This window comes from Nonomuraea coxensis DSM 45129 (assembly GCF_019397265.1).
In the GTDB taxonomy this organism is placed as follows: Bacteria; Actinomycetota; Actinomycetes; order Streptosporangiales; family Streptosporangiaceae; genus Nonomuraea; species Nonomuraea coxensis.
The window spans coordinates 7,365,908-7,383,307 of record NZ_CP068985.1 but is presented as its reverse complement, the minus strand read 5'-3'; the positions used below and the strand labels follow the sequence as shown (position 1 = coordinate 7,383,307).

Below are 17,400 nucleotides of genomic sequence, written 5' to 3'. Positions count from 1 at the left end.
ATCGCGTCACCTCCGATTACAACAATGAGTAATCATTCGATTACAGATGCGTTTGAGGGACATTCAGGGGGGTCACCACGTCCCCCTGAGTCTGACGGCGAGGAACTCGCTGACAACACTAAGTAATAGAGCGCGGACAGCTGGTGTTGAAGCACACTGGAGGACGCGAGAGTGTCCCCTTGCCCGCAGATGAGGTGTGACGGCATGACCGACGAGACTGACCTGCCAGCCTGGGCCGAACGCATCCGGCACGAGCGCCGGCGACGCGGCTGGTCTCAGAAGCAAGTGGCTGTCCACCTGTTCAAAGCCGCCGGTAACGAGATCGCCTTGGCGGAGTTCGAGTCGGTCCTGCGCACGATTAAACGGCATGAAGCAGGCAAAGGTCATCCTCGCGATCCATATCCCCTTCTTTATTGCCGCGTGTTCGAGATTCCAGAAACCAAGCTGTTCGAGCGTCCGGCGGTGCCGGAGGCCACGACCGATGACTGCGCCGACGACGACGCGAACTCGGTCTCCTCTGCTGCCCTACCTTGGCTCTGGGGAGCAGGACAGACAGCCGATGCCATCTACGACATCACCAAGAGCGACCTCATGTTGAACCGCCGCGAAGCGGTCAAGGCGCTGGCCATCACGGCAGGGCTTCCGCTCGTCGATCCGGTACAGCGTTGGCTCGCGTACCCGCCCCCCGTGCCCTCCCCATCGGAGTACGGAGGACGCATTGGGTTGGACGAGGTCGCCCAGTTGGAGCATGCGGCGAACGTCTTCCGCACATGGGACGACCAGCACGGCGGCGGACTCGCCCGCAAGGCCGTGATCGGACAGCTCAACGAGGTGGCCGACCTGCTGCGCGACAGCCACCCCCATGAGGTGAGTGTGCGGCTGTTCCACGTGATGGCGCAGCTTGCGAAGATCGCCGCCACCATGTCATGGGACTGCGGCATGCAAACCGCGGCGCAGAAGTACTACGTCATGTCTCTGCAGGCGTCCACGCCTGGTGAGGATAAGCCGTTCGGCGCGAGCGTCCTGGCGTCCATGGCGCGGCAACTGCTGTACCTCGACCGACCGCAGGACGCGCTAGAGCTGATCCGGCTTGCCTTGGACGGAGTCAGGTCCACGGCCACACCTCGACTCCGCGCGATGTTGCACACCCGGGAGGCATGGTCGTACGCCAAGATGGGCCGACCTGAGTCCTTCAAGCGCGCCACGGGCAACGCCAAGGATGCATTCAGCGAAATCGGTTCTCACGACCCCGACCCCGACTGGATCGCGTACTTCGACGACGCCGAACTGGCCGGGGTCACCGGTGGGAGATACCTGGAGCTGGCCCAACATGACAGCCGATTCGCGGGCGACGCCCTCGACCACATCCGGCAAGCGGTGGCACTTCGGCAACGTTCCAGCATGCGCAGCCTCGCGCTCGATCAGGTGGGGCTCGCGTACGCCCACCTCCTCACCGGCGACCGCGACGAGGCCGTGACCCTGGGCAACGCCGCCGCCGACGCCGCCGGACAAGTTCAGTCCGACAGAGTCAGGGTCCAGCTCCGCGAGTTCTATCTTGAGATCAAGGCTCGGAAGGATCCCATCATGGCTCCCCTTGAGCAGCACATTCGCGAGACGCTGGCTCGCTAGTAGCCGACGCCTAGGAAGAGGACTTGATGATGCGTATCGGCGTGACTGGCCATATGAACCTGACCCCGGCGACGGCCCACCTCATCTCCGACGCGCTCCGCGCGCACCTTGCCTCGTTCACTGGCGAACTCGTAGGCGTATCCTGCATCGCTCGTGGCTCCGACAGCCTGTTCGCCGACGAGGTGCTCGCAGCTGGCGGATCGCTGGAGGTGGTGCTGCCATCGCGGGACTACCGACTGACCAAGGTGAAGCCGGATCACGCCGAACAGTTCGACCGGCTCATGGAGGCGGCGAAGACCGTCCGTTTCATGGACTTCGACCACGCCGACCGGCAGGCGTACGAGGCCGCCAACGAAGCCGTACTGTCAACGGTCGATGAGCTGGTGGCAGTTTGGGACGGACAGCCCGGCGCCGGAGCGGGCGGGACGGCCGAGGTCGTCGCCGAGGCCCGGCAACGCGGCCTCCCCGTGACCGTCATCTGGCCCGAGGGCGCCGCGAGAGAATAGTCGCACCTATGTCTCTGCCGGGGAAGGGTCACGTGACCCTGCCGTCCTTGGACCAGATGTCGGCGAAGTGCTCCACTTGCCGGATGACCAGATCGATGGCCTTCGCTTCCTGGTCGGGCGGGTAGTTGTAGCGCGCCAGGAGTCGTTTGATCGTGGCGCGGAGACGAGCACGGACCGGTTCCCGTGCGATCCAGTCCTTCTTGAGGTTGGCCTGCACCTGCGTGACGAGGTCTCGTGCGATGGTGGCGAGCACCTCGTCGCCCATCAACTCCCGGGCCGTGCCGTGGTCGGCTACCGCGTCGTAGAAGGCGAGTTCACGCCAGTCGAGTGCCGGGTTGAACTGCTCACCACGCCGATGGTCGCCTGCGATTTCCTTGGCCAACTCCACTAGCTTGGCGATGATCTCTGCGCTGGTGAGCTGCTCGCGCATGTAGCGGTACATCAGGTCCTGAAGCCGTTCGGAGAACGTCGTCCTGCGCACGATGTTGTGCTTGGTGACCTCCCGCATCTTCTTCTCGATCAGGCGGCGCAGCGCTTCCGCGGCCAGATGCGGGGTCTTGCTCTGTGCCAGTTTGGCCACCAGCGCGTCGTTGAGGTGCGTCAGGTCAGCCGTCTCCAACCCCGCTTCCGCGAACAGGTCGGTCACGCCCTTCGTCTCCACCACGGCGGAGGTCAATTGGGCGAGGTAGAGCTCCACGTCCCGGGCGACGGGCAGGCCGCGCGCCTCGCGGTCCATGGCGTCCAGCTTGGCCATGTAGGCGCGGACCTCGACGAAGAACTGGATGTCGCGCCGCCAGTACGGGTTGCCTGGGAAACGGTCGGCGAGGTTGGCCGCGTTGGCGGTGAGCGCGAAGAAACGCTCCAGCCGGTGGGCGTGCTCACGGAAGCGATACCAGGGTGTCTGCTTGACGTCTTCGGCCTTCTTGGACTTCAGCAGGTACTCCGCGACCGCGAGAGCCGCGTCGATGAAGGCGGTCTTGCTCGGTACGGCGAGCAGTTCCCGCCACTTAGGGCCGTCGCGCAGGATGCCGTCGATGATGTCGTACTCGTTGCGCAACTCGTCCAGCGCTCGGTCCAGGTCCTGACCGAGGGTCTGGTCCTGCTGGTCGGCCGCGGAGTATTCGGCGATGGCCGCCTGGAGTTTCTCGGTTAGCGGGGCGTACCCGACCAGCAGGCCGTCCTCCTTGCCGCGGAAGCGGCGGTTGACCCGGGCCAGGGCCTGCATCAGGGTGGCGCCCTTGAGCGGCCGGTCCAGGTACATCGTGTGGATCGGCGGAGCGTCGAAGCCGGTCAGCAGCATGTTGTTGACGATGAGCAACTGCAGCTCGTCGTCGGGGTTCTTGGCCCGGTTGATGACGGCCTTGCGCTGGGAGTCGCGCAGGGCGTGGGCGCGCAGGTGCGCGGGGTCCTTCCTGGAGTCCGACGAGAACACGATCTTCATGACGCCCTTGGCCGGGTCGTCGTCGTGCCACTCGGGGCGGAGCTTGCGCAACTCGTCGTAGACGCGGGCGCAGATGTCCCGGGTCGCGCAGACGATCATCGCCTTACCCGGCGAGCCGGTCTCCGATGCGCCGACGAAGGGCTGCATCCGCTCGTGCCGCACTTCCCAGTGCGCGACCAGGTCGGCGACCAGATCACGGATGCGGGCCGGCGCGCCGTACATCGCGTTCATGGTGGCGACGTGCTGCTCGATTCGCTGCCGCTCGGTCTCGTCCAGGCCATCGGTGATCCGGTTGGCCTCCGCGTCGATCGTCTCCGGGTCGGTCTTGCCGTCCAGGACCAGCTCGACGACGCGGCTCTCGTGGTAGACCTTGACCGTCGCGCCGTCGTCAGCGGCTCGCTTCAGGTCGTAGACGTCGATGTAGTCGCCGAAGACCTCGCGGGTGTTGCGGTCCGCTTCCGAGATCGGAGTGCCGGTGAAGGCGAGCATGGTGGCGTGCGGGAGCGCGTCCCGCAGATGCCGGGCGTAGCCGTCCAGGGCGTCGTAATGGCTGCGGTGCGCCTCGTCCACGACGACGATGATGTTGCGGCGCTCCGAGAGCAGCGGGTGATCCGTGCCTGATGCTCTCTCCTCCTTGGTCTTGCCGAACTTCTGCAAGGTGGTGAAGAGGATGCCGCCGGTCCGCTTGGTGGTGAGCTCTTCGCGCAGCTCGGCGCGGGAGAGGATCTGCTGAGGCTCCTCCGGGAGGATCTCGCTTTCCTGGAAGGTGGAGTAGAGCTGGTCGTCCAGGTCATTCCGGTCGGTGATGACGATGATCGTCGGATTCAGCAACAGCGGATCACGCATGATCAAGTTGCTGGTCAGCACCATCTCTTCGGACTTGCCCGACCCCTGGGTGTGCCAGACCACCCCCGCCCTGCCGTCGGTCTCTGCGGCCTTTCGTACGGCTAGCACGGCACGGGTGACCGCGAAGAACTGGTGTGGTTTGGCGATGCGTTTCACCCGCTTTGAGGGCACGAAGTTGATGAAGCGCTCCACGATGCGGAGAAAACGAGCTTGGGTGAAGAGACCGTGGAGGGCGAGCTTCTGGGCCGGCTCGCGGAAGGAGTCGACGCGCTTGCCCTCCTCGTCCAGGTTCCATGGTGCGTAGTGCTCGAACGGGGTGAACGGGGTGCCGTACTTGGCCGTGATCCCGTCCGACAGGAGGACGACAGCGTTGTAGCGGAAGGCGGTGGGGAACTCGCTGACGTACCAGCCGATCTGAGAGTGAGCGTTCTCCAGGGTGGAGTTGTCGTCGCCGCCGCGCTTGATCTCCAGTACGGCGAGCGGTAGCCCGTTGACATAGAGGACGAGGTCGAATCGGCGGTTGTGCTCGCCCCGGATGACGGTGACCTGGCGGTGGGCGCGGTAGGTGTTGTTGCCGGGGGTTGTGAAGTCGATCAGGCGGATGGTCGGGTTGTGGCTCCCGCCGAACTGGTCGGTGTAGGTGACACTCCTGATGCCCTCGACCAGGTTCCGGTGGGCGGCCCGGTTCTCCTCGTAGGTTTCCTTGGAATGGACGCGGGTGGCGTGATCGGTGGCGTCCCGGACTGCTTCCGGGGGGAGGGCGGGATTGAGGCGCTCGATTGCCTCGCGCAGGTCCGTGTAGAGGATGAGGTCGTCCCAGGACTTGCGGTGACCCGAACCGGGGGTGAACTCGTTGCCGTGGGCGGGCTCCCAGGCGAGTTCGGCCAGTTCATCGTGGGCGAGGATTTCCCAGTCGGCTTCGAGTGGGCGGAAGTTGGGTGTTGAGGAGTGAGGAGGAGTCACGTCATATCCTCGACAATCTTTTCGGCATCCCGAACTCGGAGCCGACCGGACAGGAGTTGAGGGAGCAGGGCGTCGCGCAACGAAGCCAGGTTCCGGGACTCGCTCGCGAGGGATTTCATGTGGGCGAATGCGGCCGAGGCTTCTGCTCCAAATACCGTGATCGCGTCGACGTCCGGCCTGTTGACAAAGTAGTTGGCTGCATCGGCTGCGCTCACACGCTGCCGTCCGGAGGAACCAACCATATTACGAATCACATGCTCCCGAAAGCGACCGTCACGAGCTAGATAGTAGCTCAATTCGCGGGGAGTTCCCGGACGTGACCTCAGAACGATGAACTCGGTCGACCCGAGCCCGACCTCGCCATCGTCCATAAAATCGACGTAGCCTGTCTTCCCGTTCTCTAGACATGGCGTGATACGCGCCATGAGAGTGTCGCCATTCATGAAACGAGAGCCGGATTTGGGGGCCCTTCGAGTCCAGTCGAGAATGCTGGCGGTAGCTGTCGGAAGAGCGGCCATATCGACGTAGATTGGCGCGTCCGCGCTAGGCCTATCATGCTTCGGATTGAAGGTGACGAGGTCTGTAACCGGAACAGCTAGATCGCTATCGGGCTCGTCCGCTAGGCCCAGCTCGACAAACTTGCACTGCAGAAGTTGCTCATAGAGCGAAGCTATGCGCTCGTTGATGGCGATCTTGTCGTCCAGCGCTCCGAGAATGGCCGAGATCTCGCGCTGCTCGTGCGGTGTAGGAAGAATAATCGAGATTTGCTTGATGTAGTTCCGGTTGAGCATGGGTTGTGCAGCACCGGAATTGAATCCGGAAAAGTCAATCTGTCCGAGAAGGTAATAGACGAACCTGGGGTCGTTGCCGAGAAAATCTGTGACGTAAAGCGATGTGTTCAAGGGCCAGAAATCGACATTACAATAGGTCGCATGCCCCATTGATGCGCCGGCCCGGCCGATGACAACGCCGGGTGCTTTGGCGACGGCCGTATCATGTAGCCCGCTTGGCCCACCCGCCCCTACTACAGGGACGTTTCCGGGACGCCGCTGCCCGGTAGGCAGGTCGTGACCTCTCTGTAGTTTGACCAGATGGTCCAGGGTCGTCTTGCGCCACTCGGTCATTGGTCTTCCTCCAGCTTCTCGGCGGCGGATTGGAGCTGTTCAAATGCATCAAGTTGCCCCTCGGCCCGCGCCAGTTCGCGGATCTCCTGAGCTGCTTCGATGTCGGCGCGAGTGGCCTCCAGCATGCGGCGTTGGGTCTCGAAATCCTCATAACGGGCATGGCAGATGGTCTCCGCAGCTTGATGAGACACGCGGCCAGCGTTGGGCAGGACCTTCATGTCGTTGACCAGGATGAACTGGTCGGTGGCGGTAACCCACTCGGTCATGGTGATCTGCTGTCGCCGTCGCGCGCGCAGCTCCGCGAAGTCGAGGAACTGGGTGGTCAGCATGTTGAGCATGCCGATCTCATCAGAGCTCAGATAGTTCTTGGCGACCGTGACGTCCGTCTTGCGGACGCGGGATCCCTTCCACGTGGTCAGGCCCATGTTCGGCTTGCCAGGATCGGCGCGGCCCACGATCAGTTCGGCGGCGGTCTGCCCGGTCACCGCGTAGATCAGTTTGTTCTGGATGGTGGCGAAGAACGTGCGAGCGGTCTCGGTGCCGGGGTCGTAGTCAGCCGACGTTGCCACGAAGACATCCCGGACTTTCTGGTAGAAGCGCTTCTCCGAGGCGCGGATCTCACGGATCCGCTCCAGCAGTTCGTCGAAGTAGTCGAACCCGGCCGGGTCCTTGAGCCGTTCGTCGTTGAGCACAAAGCCCTTGACCAGGTACTCGCGCAAGGTGGTCGTTGCCCACCGGCGGAACTGGACACCGCGCGGCGAGCGCACCCGGTAGCCGACGGCCAGCACCATGTCGAGGTTGTAAACGAGCACCTCCCGCCGGACCTGGCGCGCCCCCTCCTGGCGAACTATTTCCTGGGAGGAAATAGTTGCCTCGGTGATCTCGCCGTCCTCCAGGATCGACGCGATGTGCTTGTTGACGTTGGGGATGCCCGTGTCGAACAGCTCAGCCATCTGGGCCTGCGTCAGCCAGACGGTCCCGTCGACCGCACGCATCTGGATCTGGGAGCGCCCGTCCTCGGTCCGATAGAGGATCAGCTCCCCGGAGGGCTCAGCCATCGAGTCTCCCCAACTGCTCCCGAACGGTCCGAGCCAGTTCCTCCGACTTGTCGAAGAGCTGGAACAGTTCCTTCTTCAGCCCGGCGATCTTCTCGGCCAGGGCCTCGGCGTCCTCCTCCTCGGCCTCGACCGCCCCCACATACCGGCCGGGCGTGAGCGCGTAGTCCTGCGACCTTACGGTCTCCAGGTCGGCCGAGAAGCAGAAGCCGGGCTCGTCCGCGTACTCCAGTCCGGCCGCCCGGGCCGAAGCTGTACCTCTCCATGCGTGATACACGCCGGCGATCTTGGTCAGGTCGTCCTCGGTCAGGACCCGCTCGGTGCGGTCGATCATCGTCCCCATGTTCCGGGCGTCGATGAAGAGGATCTCCCCGCGCCGGTCGGCGAGCCGCCGGCCGCCCTGCGGGGTCTTGTCGCGGGTCAGGAACCACAGGCAGGCCGGGATCTGCGTCGTCCGGAAGAGCTGCGGCGGCAGCGCCACCATGCAGGCCACCAGGTCATGCTCGATCAACTGTTTGCGGATCTCGCCCTCGCCGTTCTGCTGCGAGCTCATCGACCCGTTGGCCAGGACGATCCCGGCCGTCCCGCGCTCACCCAGTTTGCTGACCATGTGCTGCAGCCAGGCGTAGTTGGCGTTGTTCGCCGGCGGCACACCGTACTTCCAGCGAGGGTCCTCCGTGTTGCGGGGCCAGTCCTTGATGTTGAACGGCGGGTTGGCCAGGATGAAGTCGGCCTTGAGGTCGGGGTGCTTGTCGTCGTCGAAGGTGTTGCCCCAGCGCGGCCCGAGGTTGCCGTCGATCCCGTGGATGGCCAGGTTCATCTTGGCCAGTCGCCAGGTCCGCTCGTTGAGCTCCTGTCCGAAGACCGAGATGTTCGACTTCTGGCCCGCGTGTGCCTCGATGAACTTGCCCGCCTGGACGAACATGCCGCCCGAGCCGCAGCACGGGTCGTAGACGCGCCCCTCGTACGGCTCCAGGATCTCCACCAGCAGCCGGACCACGCTGGCGGGGGTGTAGAACTCGCCGCCCTTCTTGCCCTCGGCCCGGGCGAAGTTGCCCAGGAAGTATTCGTAGACCTCGCCCAGCACGTCCTGGGCTCGGCGGTCGCCGTAGCCGGAGAACTTGGCGTTGTTGATCAGGTCGACCAGCCCCGCGACGATCTTCTGGTCGACCCGATCCTCGTTGAAGATCTTGGAGAGGGTGCCGGTGAGTGCGGCGTTCTCGCGCATGATGGCGTCCAGCGCGTTGTTGAGCAGTTCGCCCACGCTCTGCGTCTTGGCCTTGCCCGAGATCCATGACCAGCGGGCCTCCTCGGGCACCCAGAACACGTTGTGCCCGGTGTATTCGTCCTTGTCCTCAAGGAACTCCGCCTGCCGCTCCTCGGGCATGCCCTCGTCGGCCAACTCCTTGGCCAGAGCGGTGCGCCGCTCGTCGAAAGCGTCCGAGACGTACTTGAGGAAGATCAACTCAAGGACGAACTCCTTGTACTGAGCGGCGTCCAGGGAGCCGCGCAGCTTGTCGGCGGCCTTCCACAGCAGGTCGCGGATCTCCTTGGCCGAGGATGCGGTGAACAGCTCCGCCTGGTCGGCGCGCTTGGCAGGGGGCATGGGACGGTCGTCTCCTTCTAGATGATCGTGAGCGTGCCGTCGGCCATACCGGCGGCGGTGAGCTGATCCAGGGCGGCCAGAGTCGCGGTCTGCTTGCGCAGCAGCGACCTCAGCCCGTCAATCTCGGCCAGAAGAGTGTCGTACCTTTCGGCCTCGTCGGGGGCGAGTTCCGGGATAAGAAGCTCCTCCAGTCGCCGCGGCACTCGCAGCGCGCCCTCGACCCTGCGATGCTCGGCCGCGGCGGCGCGCAGCAGGGCGGCCAGGACCCGGGGCCGCACCGGGCGCTCGGCGTCTGTTCGCACCCGCAGGATGCGGGCTGGGAAGGCGACCACGGAAGAGCCCTCCGTATCGACCAGAGCGCCCAGCTCCGGGTTGGCGGTGATCACGATGTCGCCGGGCCGGGTGAGTGCCCCGTGTTCAAAGGCTTGGGTGAAGGCCAGCAGGCCGATGCGGTGTCCGCCCAGAGGCGCTCGGCCGAGCACCTCCTCAGGTGTGATCACGACCAGGTCGCCATCAGTGCTGAGGTGCTCGTCCTTGACCCTATGGCCAGGAACCTTGCGGATCCGGCGCTCCTTGAGCATGCGGGCGACGCTGGTTCGCACGGTCTGGTCGGCCTGCCGTTCGATGGCCCGGATCCGGAGCGCGGCCGGCTCCTGGCGCATCAGCTTGGCGAATTCGATCTCCAGCTCCGCGATACGAGCCGGCCGCTCCCGCACCGCCTCGGTGTGCCGGATCTCGCGCGGCCGGTGCCGTGGGGTGAGAGCGGTGCCGGGCCGGTCGTTGAGGACCTGGATGGGCAGGATCACGCCGTGCCGTACGGCATGCCGGCGATCCTCCTTCCAGCCGGCGGCCCGGAAGATGTCGACATCGGCCACCAGCGTGTCGACCGACTGTTCACTGAGCGGGACGGAGGACAGGTCCGCCAGCAACACCAAGCCGTTACGGCGCTTCTCCGGCGTGCGGGACAGCACCCACACGGCCGTCCGGTAACCGGGACGATGGCGGAACACCCCCTCGGGAAGACTGACCACCGCCTTGAGCAGGCCCTCGGTGAGGAACCAGCGGCGAAGCAGATCAGCGTCTTCATGCGGCGCGAGCGGCTGGGCCAGGGCATCGGCCGGTCCCAGCACGACGGCGACACGGTCCTGGTCGAGCCAATCGACGAGATTGGCGATGCGGGTCAGCACCAGGTGAGCGCGGCGCGTTTCCGCAGGCTCGTAGGGCAAGGCGCAGACCACGAGGTCAGGATCACCCCACGTGTCGATGTTCGGCTCGTGACTGTCGGCCACCTCGAAGCGCAGATCCGTGAGGCCGTGAACGAACATCCGGCGACGGGTCAGCCGGGCCATGGCCGGGTCCGGATCGGCGGCGACATAGGAGTGCTCGGGCGCTTGCTCGTGCACCGATGCCAGCAGTCCACCGGTTCGGACATACGGCATGACGACGATGCTCCCCTCGGAGAGGGTCTCGGCTCCGGAGAGCTGGGCGAGCATCCGCGAGACCAGCGGCGTCGGCTCGTCGACGACCATCTGCCCGGCGCCCAGATGGTGGCACTTGTCCAGCACCCACTCGAACGCCCCGCCGGTCGTGTAGGCGGCGTCGACCAGGCCATCGGCCAAGCCGGCGAGTTCGACGCCGTCATCGGCGGGAAGCCCACTGAGCTCGGCCAGGAGATGGGCGTCGTCGAAGTCGGCGCGGGCGGCGTGCTCTACCAGCGCATCCCAGGAAGTGGCGCCCAGCGGCCCGTCCAGGTGATGGCGCAGGCAGATCAGGGAGGTGAGCGTGGCGACAAGGGCAGAGGCGGGCAGGCGGTCGCGCCAGGCACTCAGGCTATGAAGGGCCGACTCTGCCTGTAGCGTGCCGGGGTCGGCGTTGCCTCGTCCCGTTTCCAGCAGCCAGGACACGACCTGTTCGCTGTCGAACAGGGGCCGGCCGCGCTCGCGGGAGATGGGCTGAGGGAAGTCGATGTAGCGGCGGGCCCAGGTCGTGGCGACGGGGCGCTCGACTTTGGCCAAGCTGGCGATCTCGGCGAGGGAGATCAGGGAGCGTCGCCGCTCAGCCATGGCGACCCCCTTCTCGGCCGTCGTCTGTGGTCGCGATCATCACTGTACATCTGCTCCCGCATTAGACCGCAACAAATGTTGATAAGGGGGGTTATCGGCCCGAATTCAGCAGTCGTCAAGGAGCTTGGGACACAGTGCTCTCGTCAACACCTTCGGGCTCGACGTCCGACCGCGAGAGGACTCGACATGACCAACCACAATCCCGGCACCGGCCCCTATCCACAGCCGCCGTACCAGCAGCCTTTCGCCCAGGCCGGCTGGCAGCCCGCCGCCCCCGTGGTGTCCCCGGCCCGTCCCGGCCGGCGTTTCCTGGCGCACGGCCTGACCGCGATCGTCTCGTTGATCATCGGGGTGGGGATCGGTGCGGGTGGCGACACCGGGACCTCGGCCTCCCCGCGCCCCACGGTCACGGTGACCGAGACCGCGCAGGCCGAGTCGGTGCCTGCCGCGACCGAGACGGTCACCGCCGAACCCGTGGTGGACCCGGAGGAAGAAGACGGCCCGCAGACCACCTTCTCCGGTGACGGCCAGTACCTCGTCGGCGAGGACATCAAGCCCGGCACCTACAAGACGGCCGGGGCGGACGGTCTCAACTGCTACTGGGCCCGCCTGAAGAACGCCTCCGGCGAGCTCACCGCCATCATCGCCAACGGCAACGTCCAGGGGCAGACCAGAGTCGCCCTGAAGAAGGGCGAGTTCTTCGAGACCAACGGGTGCCAGGACTGGAAGCGGGTGGGCTGAGATGACTTCCTTCTACCTCGTCGTCCTGGCGGTCGTGCTCGTGCTGGTCAGCGCGACGATCGCCTATCTGGTCGCCCGTGGCCGCGCGGCGGACGATCGGGTCGCGTTGAAGCTCGCCCAGGAACAGCGGACCCAGGCCGCCGAGCAGGCGGCTGCCCTGCGAGTCGAACGGGACAGGGTCCGGAGGCAACTGGCCGAGTTGAGCCAGGCTCACACCGCCGCCCTGACCGAGCGCAGGACGCTGGACGAGCGACTCGGTCGGCTCGACGCCGAGCTGGTGGCGACTCGCAGCACCCTCCAACGGGAGCTGGCCGACGCGGAGCGGCTGCGCGTCGAACTTCGGTCGGAGCAGGGGCGAGGAGCGGAGGCCGGTCGTCGTCTCCGCGATACCGAGCTCTCGATCACCGCGCTGAAGGCGAAGGAGTCGGTCCTTTGCTCGGAGATCCAGGACCTGAAGACGCAGCTGGCCGAGTTGGTCATGCAGAAGCAGGCGCTGCTGGAGCAGGCCGCGACCGTGCAGGCCGTCCGTCAGGAGCTCGATCGGACCCGGGTGGAGAACAACCGGCTCCTGGAGGAGACGCTGCGCGCGGCAACCAACGAGATGCTGAAGCAGTCTCAGGTCGAGCTGGTGACCAAGGCCGAGGCGGCCCTGAACGCGGTCGGCAAGCCGGTCCACGATCAGTTGGCGGAGATGGACCGGCAGCTCAAGGAGTTCTCCACCACGCGCGTCGCGGCCGAGGCGACGTTGAGCCAGCAGCTGGCCACGCTGACCGAGGAGGGGCAGCGGACCAGGAAGGAGACCCGGGCGCTCGTCGAGGCGCTCAAGAAGCCGCAGGTGCGCGGGTCCTGGGGTGAGATGCATCTCAAGAGGGCCGTGGAGCAGGCGGGCCTGGTCGACCGGTGCGACTTCGACACCCAGGTCCACTTCGCCGACACCGAGGGCTCGCTCCGGCCCGACATGCTGATCCACCTGTCGGGCGGCAAGCATGTGGTCGTGGACTCGAAGGTTCCGATGGCCGCGTTCATGGCGGCGATCGAGGCCGACGACGAGGCCGAGGCGGACCGGCATTGGGCCGACCACGCCCGGCAGCTGCGCCAGCACGTGGACGCGCTCGGGGGCAAGGAGTATTTCCGTAAGGTCGCCGCTTCACCGGAATTCGTGGTGCTCTTCGTGCCCAGCGACGCCTTTCTCCAGCCGGCGCTGGAGAAGGAGCCGACCCTGCTCGAGTACGCGGTCGGCAGGAACGTCCTGATCGCGACGCCGACCTCGCTCATCGCCCTGCTCCGCACCGTGGCGTTCGCGTGGACACAGGCGGCGCTGCAGGACAACCTCAAGCAGGTCTACGAACTCGGCCGCGAACTGTACGACAGGCTTTCTGCCATGGGCGGGCATCTCAACACCCTGGGCAGGTCGCTCGACCGGTCGGTCAAGGCGTACAACGACACGGTCGGGTCGATGGAGGGGCGGGTCATGGTGACCGCGCGCAAGTTTCACACGCTCAAGGTCGTGGAGAGCCAGCTGGTCGAGCTCAAGGCGGCCGAGCAGAGCACGCGACCGCTCGGCAGCCCGGAGCTCGTGGAATCGGCCGGCGCCATGGCGGCTGTCCGAGCGATCCCGCCGGCGCCCGGCACCGAGAACGGGCTCGCCGGGTGAACGTCGTGGCGGCGGGCCGCTCGCGCGGCTCCGCCACGTAGCCGCGAATGCCAGATATACGGATGACAATGTGGAGCAAATGCATTGTTCGGCCCTGTAAAGGTCCGCCTGATTGATATTCTCCGGCGACCGGATCCCATGCGGAGGTTGAGGATATGGCGCAGTGCAACGGTTGCGGCGGTGCGGTGTCGGAGGGAAAGCTCTGTGCATTGTGCATCGCGAAGATGGTCGCCTACCACGATGGCGACTATGACGACGAAAACGACCCCGCTGTGAAGCTCTATCACCAGACCGCCGCCAAAATGAACGCGAATACCTCCTCCAGTTCGAGCGGGTGCGCTCTCGTCGTGCTCGCCCTCACGTCCGTCTCCGCCGTGCTCGCGGCCACGGGGATCGGCGTGGAGAACCTCGTCTTCTGACGACGCTTTCTGGCGCGGCGGGGGTCAGTAGACGGAGCAGCCGACGCGGACCGGGACGGAGGCGGACCAGCGGCCCGAGGTGACGTCCTGGGCGCGGGCGTAGGCGTTGGCCGGTTTCCCCGGGGTCGAGCAGTCGATCTTGCCGGTGCGTTTGCCCCAGCTTCCGCCGGCGTACCCGCCGTTCCGCGTGGCCGTGACCGTGCCGCTCCAGAAGAGCTTGCCGGTGGTGTAGTAGATGAACACCTTCACCTGGCCCGGGTTGAAGTGGCTGCCGTTCAGCTTCAGCCGGGGGATGTCGTCGGTGGAGGTGGTGGTGGCGGTGCCGTCGCCGTTGTCGACGGCGCCCAGCCGGTACGTGGAGATCCACAGCTTGGCCGTCACCCGGCGGTTGGCGGCCTGGGCGTTGTCCCGCCGCGCCTCGTCGCGGCTGCGCGGGGTGACGCAGACGTCGTCGCCGGGGAAGGCTTCCCGCCAGACCGTCCCGTTCACGCAGGTGTGCGGGCCGTACGCGCCCGTGACCCAGTTGGTGTACTTGAGGCGGTTCTCCACCTGGGTCCGTTCGCGCACCTTCGGGGTCACGCAGACGTGGTCGGTGGGCCGGGCCTCCCGCCAGACGAAGCCGACCAGGCAGGTGTCCGGAGGAGGAGCGGTGGACGCGGCGGCCGGAGCGGGTAAGAGGGCGAGGGTCGCGGCCAGAGCCGTGGTCAGGGCGGCGGTTGCAGGATATTTCATGATTTTTCCTCCAGTGGGCCGATGATCCGGTAGCCGTGGTCGGCGGCCACCTGAGCCAGCAGGGCAGGGTCGGGGGCGCGGCCGGAGAGGTCGGCGGCGAAGTGTTCGAAGCCGGCCGGCCACGTCAGTTGCAGCAGACGGAGCAGTGAGTCCTGGCGGTTGGCGAAGGCGTGGGGCAGGTCGCGGGGCAGCAGGACGAAGTCGCCGGCCCCGGCCTGCCAGGTGCGGTCGCCGCAGTAGAGCTGGGCGGCGCCCGACAGGACGTAGAACGCCTCGTCGTCCTTCTGGTGTACGTGCCAGGGAGTGGCGAAGCCCGGCGGGCATTCCTGTTCGATCAGGGTCAGGGCGCCGGCGGTCTCCGGCACTCCCGCTTTCACGGTCATCGTGGTGCCGAGGAAGTGATGGGTCGCGCCGTTGCCGGCGGGCAGGTGGAGGGCGCTCATAGCCGCTCCTGCTGGGTGTAGAGCCGGATCTCGATGCCGTCGGGGTCGGTGATGCCGCCGATCAGCCAGCCCACGCTGCCCTCGGCGATGCCGGAGTGACGTACCTGGAGCTCGTCCAGGTGGTCGGACCAGGCGCGGAGCGCGTGCAGGGTCGGCACGGCCAGCGCGACCGGGTCGAACCCGCTCCAACCGGCGGCCCGGTCGGGCTCCTCGCGCAGCGCGAGCATGAGCGTACGGCCGGCGTCGGTCAGCGCCACGCCGCGCAGCACGCCGTCCTCGACGAACTCGATCGCCACGTCGAGCCCGAGCACGCGGCGGTACCACTCCAGGCTCTTGTGCACGTCGGAGATCGGCAGCTTGACGTGGTGGAACCCGCCCAAAAGCGTCATGACCCTCCCTTTGTAGTGGGACTCTAAGGTGACACTCTAAAGTGCTACCCTAAAGAAGTGGAAGAGGTGAAAAGTCCGAAACGCCGCTCGGCAGAGACCAGAAACCGCATCGTGAACGCCGCCCGCGAGCTGTTCGTCACGCGCGGCTACGCCGGGACGACGTTCCAACTGGTCGCCGACGCGGCCGAGGTGTCGGTGCAGACGGTCTACTTCCACTACGGGACCAAGAGCGAGTTGCTCAAGCACGTGGTCGACGTCGCCTCCGCCGGGGACGACGAGCCTGTGCCGCTCCTGAGCCGCCCATGGTTCGCGGCCTTGGAGGCGACGGAGGACCCGGTGAAGGTCGTGGCCGGATGGGTGCGCGAGAGCGGGGTCATCCTCGACCGGGTCGCCCCCGTCCTGGCGGTGGTCCGCGACGCGGCGGCCGGCGACCCCGGCATGGCCGCCCAATGGGACGCCAACAGCCGGCAGCGGCACACCGCCCACGGTACGGTCGTCGCCATCCTGGCCCGCCTGAACGCCCTGCGGCCCGGCCTCACCGAACGCCGGGCCACCGACATCACCGTCGGGATCCTGTCACCGGACCTGTTCCTGGTGATGCGGCGCGAATGCGGCTGGACCACGCCGCAGTGGGAGGACTGGGCCGCCGACCAGCTCGCGCACGGCCTGCTGGCCCCCTGATCAGCGGGTGCGCAGGCGCTGGAAGTCGGTCAGGCTCCGCCGGTAGAAGATGAGGTCGCGCTCCAGCTTCTCGCGGGTGAGCCGGGCGGGCTCCGACGCGCGCAGCGTCCGGCCCTCCTCGCTCCAGAACGCCTCCGCCGGCAGCTCGGCGGCCCCCTCGGGGAAGAACTTCAGCGCCTCGGCCACGGCGTCGGCGGCGAAGCGCCAGTTGGTCGTCACCCGCTGGTAGGCGTCCTCGCCGGACGCCACGCCGGCCGCGTACATCAGGCCGCCCTCCAGCGCCCGGCCGGCGTAGGTGGCCGCGACCAGCGTCCACTGGCCGGGGTCCAGCAGCTCCGACAGGCCCGCGCCGAACGTCAGCCCCTCCTCGCGGGCCGCCTCCTCCGCCTCGTACGGCACCAGCACCTCGGCCCCGCCCAGCCGCAGCACCAGCCCGTCCGGCTCGTGCGTGAGCTCGGCCGCCGCCGAGCCCTGCGGCTGGACCAGGTCGAAGTGCACGTACGCCTCCACCAGCGAACGCGCCAGTCCCCGCTCAGGCATAACGGCCCGCCAGCTCCTGGTAGGTGTCGCGGACGACCAGCAGCCGGTCGAGCGCGAACCTGCCCGGCTCGGCCGCCCGCACCAGCAGCCCGCGTTCGGACCAGAACCCGTCGTCCGGCACCGCGTCCGCGCCCGGCGGCACGAACTTGACGACCTCCTCGACGGCCGCCGCCGCGACGCGCAGCGACCGCAGCGCCTCGTCCCGGTCGTCGGTGGGGACGTTGCCCGCCGTGAGGTCGGCCACCCACAGCCATTCGCCCGCGTCCAGCAGCTCCGACGGCTCGGGGCCGCCGAACGTCGGGTAGCCGTCGGGCATCACCGGGCGTTCCGGCAGGCCGAACACGTACTCGCGGGCCGCCCCGCAGCTCTCGCACACGCCGGCGTAGCGGTTGGCCAGGGCCCCCTCGACGCTCACCAGGCCGCTGCGCCAGGTGGTGTCGACCGAACCGCACGCGCACGGGTGCAGGTCGAAGTAGAGGTGGGCCTCGTCCCTCGTCCGCGCCACCGCGAATGCCATACCCGTCCTCTCTCCGGCGGAACTCCCATGATGCCCGACTCCGTGGGGCCG

General features: G+C 66.8%; 16 protein-coding genes. 6 read left to right on the top strand and 10 right to left on the bottom strand.

The window, feature by feature from the left end:
• Positions 1-204 precede the first annotated feature (204 nt).
• Positions 205-1,629, top strand: coding sequence for an NsdA family TPR-like regulatory protein (locus tag Nocox_RS34515; RefSeq protein WP_020543866.1), 1,425 nt, complete (start codon positions 205-207; stop codon positions 1,627-1,629).
• 26 nt (positions 1,630-1,655) lie between these two features.
• Complete coding sequence (locus Nocox_RS34510) at positions 1,656-2,135, top strand: hypothetical protein (RefSeq protein ID WP_020543865.1); 480 nt, start codon at positions 1,656-1,658, stop codon at positions 2,133-2,135.
• A gap of 28 nt (positions 2,136-2,163) precedes the next feature.
• Here Nocox_RS34510 and Nocox_RS34505 read toward each other — a convergent pair whose 3' ends face one another.
• From Nocox_RS34505 to Nocox_RS34485, 5 genes are read right to left on the bottom strand one after another with little or no spacing between them, the layout of a single operon-like run.
• On the bottom strand, positions 2,164-5,385 hold the full coding sequence (locus Nocox_RS34505; RefSeq protein WP_020543864.1) for a type I restriction endonuclease subunit R: 3,222 nt from the start codon (positions 5,383-5,385) through the stop codon (positions 2,164-2,166).
• Positions 5,382-6,509 carry a restriction endonuclease subunit S gene (locus Nocox_RS34500; RefSeq protein WP_084685705.1) on the bottom strand — a complete coding sequence of 376 codons (1,128 nt, stop codon included), beginning with the start codon at positions 6,507-6,509 and terminating at the stop codon, positions 5,382-5,384. The genes Nocox_RS34505 and Nocox_RS34500 overlap by 4 nt, the downstream gene beginning before the upstream one ends.
• Positions 6,506-7,567 carry a virulence RhuM family protein gene (locus tag Nocox_RS34495; RefSeq protein ID WP_020543862.1) on the bottom strand — a complete coding sequence of 354 codons (1,062 nt, stop codon included), beginning with the start codon at positions 7,565-7,567 and terminating at the stop codon, positions 6,506-6,508. Before Nocox_RS34495 ends, Nocox_RS34500 begins: the two co-directional genes overlap by 4 nt.
• Positions 7,560-9,170, bottom strand: coding sequence for a class I SAM-dependent DNA methyltransferase (locus tag Nocox_RS34490; RefSeq protein WP_020543861.1), 1,611 nt, complete (start codon positions 9,168-9,170; stop codon positions 7,560-7,562). Before Nocox_RS34490 ends, Nocox_RS34495 begins: the two co-directional genes overlap by 8 nt.
• Before the next feature lie 17 nt (positions 9,171-9,187).
• Complete coding sequence (locus Nocox_RS34485; protein WP_020543860.1) at positions 9,188-11,233, bottom strand: DNA methyltransferase family protein; 2,046 nt, start codon at positions 11,231-11,233, stop codon at positions 9,188-9,190.
• 186 nt (positions 11,234-11,419) lie between these two features.
• Between Nocox_RS34485 and Nocox_RS34480 the strand changes: the two genes are divergently transcribed.
• The 3 genes from Nocox_RS34480 to Nocox_RS34470 all read left to right on the top strand — a co-directional run bounded on the left by Nocox_RS34480 (position 11,420) and on the right by Nocox_RS34470 (position 14,047).
• The gene (locus Nocox_RS34480) at positions 11,420-11,974 is read left to right on the top strand and encodes an Rv1352/Rv1906c domain-containing protein (protein ID WP_020543859.1); all 555 of its coding nucleotides are present in this window, start codon (positions 11,420-11,422) and stop codon (positions 11,972-11,974) included.
• A gap of 34 nt (positions 11,975-12,008) precedes the next feature.
• A complete protein-coding gene (locus Nocox_RS34475) occupies positions 12,009-13,628 on the top strand; it encodes a DNA recombination protein RmuC (RefSeq protein ID WP_246649650.1) in 1,620 nt (539 codons plus the stop codon).
• 155 nt (positions 13,629-13,783) lie between these two features.
• Complete coding sequence (locus Nocox_RS34470; RefSeq protein WP_157383127.1) at positions 13,784-14,047, top strand: hypothetical protein; 264 nt, start codon at positions 13,784-13,786, stop codon at positions 14,045-14,047.
• A 24-nt stretch (positions 14,048-14,071) separates the two neighbouring features.
• On the opposite strand, the gene Nocox_RS34465 is transcribed toward Nocox_RS34470, so the two are convergent.
• The 3 genes from Nocox_RS34465 to Nocox_RS34455 are packed head-to-tail and all read right to left on the bottom strand — an operon-like array spanning position 14,072 to position 15,611.
• A complete protein-coding gene (locus Nocox_RS34465; protein WP_020543856.1) occupies positions 14,072-14,779 on the bottom strand; it encodes a hypothetical protein in 708 nt (235 codons plus the stop codon).
• The gene (locus tag Nocox_RS34460; protein WP_020543855.1) at positions 14,776-15,222 is read right to left on the bottom strand and encodes a cupin domain-containing protein; all 447 of its coding nucleotides are present in this window, start codon (positions 15,220-15,222) and stop codon (positions 14,776-14,778) included. Before Nocox_RS34460 ends, Nocox_RS34465 begins: the two co-directional genes overlap by 4 nt.
• Positions 15,219-15,611, bottom strand: a complete 393-nt coding sequence (locus Nocox_RS34455) for a VOC family protein (RefSeq protein WP_026214461.1) — start codon at positions 15,609-15,611, stop codon at positions 15,219-15,221. The genes Nocox_RS34460 and Nocox_RS34455 overlap by 4 nt, the downstream gene beginning before the upstream one ends.
• Before the next feature lie 111 nt (positions 15,612-15,722).
• On the opposite strand from Nocox_RS34455, the gene Nocox_RS34450 reads away from it, so the two are divergent.
• Positions 15,723-16,292: a TetR/AcrR family transcriptional regulator gene (locus tag Nocox_RS34450; RefSeq protein ID WP_020543853.1), complete on the top strand. Its 570-nt coding sequence runs from the start codon at positions 15,723-15,725 to the stop codon at positions 16,290-16,292.
• Here the strand turns inward: Nocox_RS34450 and Nocox_RS34445 are convergent, their stop codons facing one another.
• Both Nocox_RS34445 and Nocox_RS34440 read right to left on the bottom strand, forming a co-directional pair.
• Positions 16,293-16,832, bottom strand: a complete 540-nt coding sequence (locus tag Nocox_RS34445) for a hypothetical protein (RefSeq protein ID WP_020543852.1) — start codon at positions 16,830-16,832, stop codon at positions 16,293-16,295. It abuts the gene before it with no gap.
• Positions 16,825-17,349: a hypothetical protein gene (locus Nocox_RS34440; RefSeq protein WP_020543851.1), complete on the bottom strand. Its 525-nt coding sequence runs from the start codon at positions 17,347-17,349 to the stop codon at positions 16,825-16,827. The genes Nocox_RS34445 and Nocox_RS34440 overlap by 8 nt, the downstream gene beginning before the upstream one ends.
• Between the last annotated feature and the right edge of the window lie 51 nt (positions 17,350-17,400).